Annotated in this window: 3 protein-coding genes; all 3 read right to left on the reverse strand. The window is 61.9% G+C overall.

The genetic code is table 11. The features are described from left to right. Window positions 1–84 precede the first annotated feature (84 nt). Window positions 85–996 carry an ABC transporter permease subunit gene (locus tag U5782_RS41085; RefSeq protein WP_322049595.1) on the reverse strand — a complete coding sequence of 304 codons (912 nt, stop codon included), beginning with the start codon at window positions 994–996 and terminating at the stop codon, window positions 85–87. Then, window positions 993–1,958, reverse strand: coding sequence for an ABC transporter permease subunit (locus U5782_RS41090; protein ID WP_322049596.1), 966 nt, complete (start codon window positions 1,956–1,958; stop codon window positions 993–995). The genes U5782_RS41085 and U5782_RS41090 overlap by 4 nt, the downstream gene beginning before the upstream one ends. A gap of 16 nt (window positions 1,959–1,974) precedes the next feature. Beyond that, window positions 1,975–2,556 (reverse strand): TOBE domain-containing protein (locus U5782_RS41095; RefSeq protein WP_322049597.1); only part of this gene is annotated, 582 nt, incomplete at its 5' end.

The raw sequence follows: 2,556 nt of genomic DNA on the forward strand, positions 1-2,556 counted from the left end.
TGCGGTTGTTCTGTTCTGCTGGCCGTTTTAAGCGGCGCGCGCTTCACGTCGCGCGCCGGTTCTTGTCAATGCACTGAAACAGGATCAGGCAGCGCGCCGTCCGATCGGCGCACCCACCGCGCCCGCGGGCGTGCCCGCCGTGGCGGCTTCAGCCGGATCGGGTTGCATGAACGCCATCTTCAGATCGCGCATGCGCTTCTTCTCGCGGGCGCTCATCAACTGGTTCACGGCGATCACGCCAATCGTCACCGCCGTGATGAAGAGCGTGGCGAGCGCATTCATTTCCGGATTCAGGCCAAGACGCACACGCGAGAACACCACCAGCGGCAGCGTCGTCGAGCCGGGGCCCGAGAGGAACGCGGAGAGCACCAGGTCGTCGATCGAGAGCGTGAACGAAAGCAGCCAGCCCGAGAGCAGCGCCTGCGAGATCAGCGGCAGCGTGATGACGAAGAACACCTTGAGGGGCGTCGCGCCAAGATCGAGCGCAGCTTCTTCAAGCGACTTGTTCATCTCCTTGACGCGCGACTGCACGATGATCGCCACATACGACACGCACAGCATCACGTGACCGATCCAGATCGTGACGATGCCGCGACCGTTAGGCCAGCCAATGAACTGCTGGAGCGCCACGAAGAGCAGCAGGAGCGAGATGCCCTGAATTACTTCGGGAATCACGAGCGGCGCGTTGATCATGCCGGTGTAGAGCGTGAAGCCGCGGAAGCGTCCCATGCGGGCCAGCACGAAGCCTGCCCACGTGCCGATCACGACCGAGGCGAACGCGGTCATCAGGCCGATCTTGAGCGAGAGCCACGCCGCGCTCAGAAGCTCGTCGTCCTGCAGCAGCGCTGCGTACCACTTCAGCGAGAAGCCGGACCACACCGTCACAAGCTTCGACTCGTTGAACGAGTAGACAACGAGGCTGATGATCGGGATATACAGAAACAGAAAACCGAGCGTGAGAACGCTGGTGGACAGGGTGCGATTGGGCTTGATCATTTGCCTTCCTCCAGTTCCTTGACCTGGTAGTACTGAAAGACGGCCATCGGCACGAGCAGCAGCAGCACCATGGCGACCGTCACGGCGGAGGCCATCGGCCAGTCCATGTTGTTGAAGAACTCGTCCCACATAACGCGGCCGATCATGAGCGTGTCCGCGCCGCCGAGCAGTTCGGGAATCACGTACTCGCCCACTGCCGGAATGAACACCAGCAGGCTGCCCGCGATGATGCCGTTCTTCGAGAGCGGCAGCGTGATCTGCGTGAACGCCACCCAGGGCTTCGCGCCGAGGTCATACGCGGCTTCCAGCAGCGTGAGATCCATCTTCACGAGGTGAGCGTAGAGCGGCATCACCATGAACGGCAGATACGAATAGACCATGCCGATATAGACGCCCGCGTCGCTGTGATAGAGGCGCAGCGGCGAGCTGATCAGGCCGATGGCCATGAGCGCGTGATTGAGCAGGCCGTCGTCCTTGAGAATGCCGATCCACGCATAGACGCGAATCAGGAACGAGGTCCAGAAGGGCAGCATCACCGCCATCATCAGCACATTGCGCGTGGCCGGATTCGAGCGCGCGATGTAGTAGGCGATGGGGTAACCAATCAGCAGACAGAAGATCGTCGACACCGCCGCCATCTTCAGCGAGCTGATATAGGTGGCGATATACAGGCTGTCCTGCAGCAGGAACGCATAGTGCGAAAGCTGCAACGCGAGGTGCACCATGCCGTCCTTCATCTCGACCAGGTTCGAGTAGGGCGGAATGCCCATGACCTGATCGGCGAAGCTGATCTTGAGCACCAGTACAAAAGGCAGCGCGAAGAACAGCGCGAGCCAGATGAACGGCACACCGATCACGGTGGTGCGACCCGACGGAACAAAGCGCGAGAAGAAGCGCGCGAGCGCGCCGCGCCGTGCCGCGCCTTGCGGCGCGGTCGACGTGGAGGGGAGCAGGGTACTCATTTCGTCATCCTCCTCATCATGCCGTGAGCACGACGCCGCTAGCGGGCGACCACGAGACATAGACGTCGTCGTTCCAGGCCGGGGCGCCTTCGTTCATCAGTTGCGAGCTGGACAGGTTCGACACCACGACCTTGCCGCCCGGCAGACGCACGTGATAGAGCGAATAGCTGCCCATGTAGGCCACATCGGTGACCACGCCGCGCGCCCAGTTGTGCGGCGTGCCCGGCTTCTCGCGCGTGACGCGCACACGCTCGGGGCGCACCGAGATACCGACCGGCATCCCGAGCGGGCCCGTCACGCCGTGGCTCACGTACATGCGCGTTTCGAGGTCTTCGCTTTCGACGAAGATGTGGTCCGGTTCGTCCTCGACGACATTGCCTTCGAAGAGATTGGTCGAGCCGATGAACTCCGCCGAGAAACGGCTGTTGGGGAATTCATAGACTTCGGACGGCGAGCCGATCTGCACGATACGGCCTTCGCTCATGACGGCGAGGCGGTTGGCCATCGTCATCGCTTCTTCCTGATCGTGCGTGACCATCACGCAGGTGACATCGACCTTCTCGATGATGTTGACGAGTTCGAGCTGGGTCTTCTGGCG

The organism is Paraburkholderia sp. J67 (assembly GCF_905220265.1).
In the GTDB taxonomy this organism is placed as follows: Bacteria; Pseudomonadota; Gammaproteobacteria; order Burkholderiales; family Burkholderiaceae; genus Paraburkholderia.

Excerpts from the sequence above, each read along its gene's own strand:
- U5782_RS41085 (WP_322049595.1), bottom strand. The coding sequence starts at position 996 with ATGATCAAGCCCAATCGCACCCTGTCCACCAGCGTTCTCACGCTCGGT.
- U5782_RS41090 (WP_322049596.1), bottom strand. The coding sequence starts at position 1,958 with ATGAGTACCCTGCTCCCCTCCACGTCGACCGCGCCGCAAGGCGCGGCA.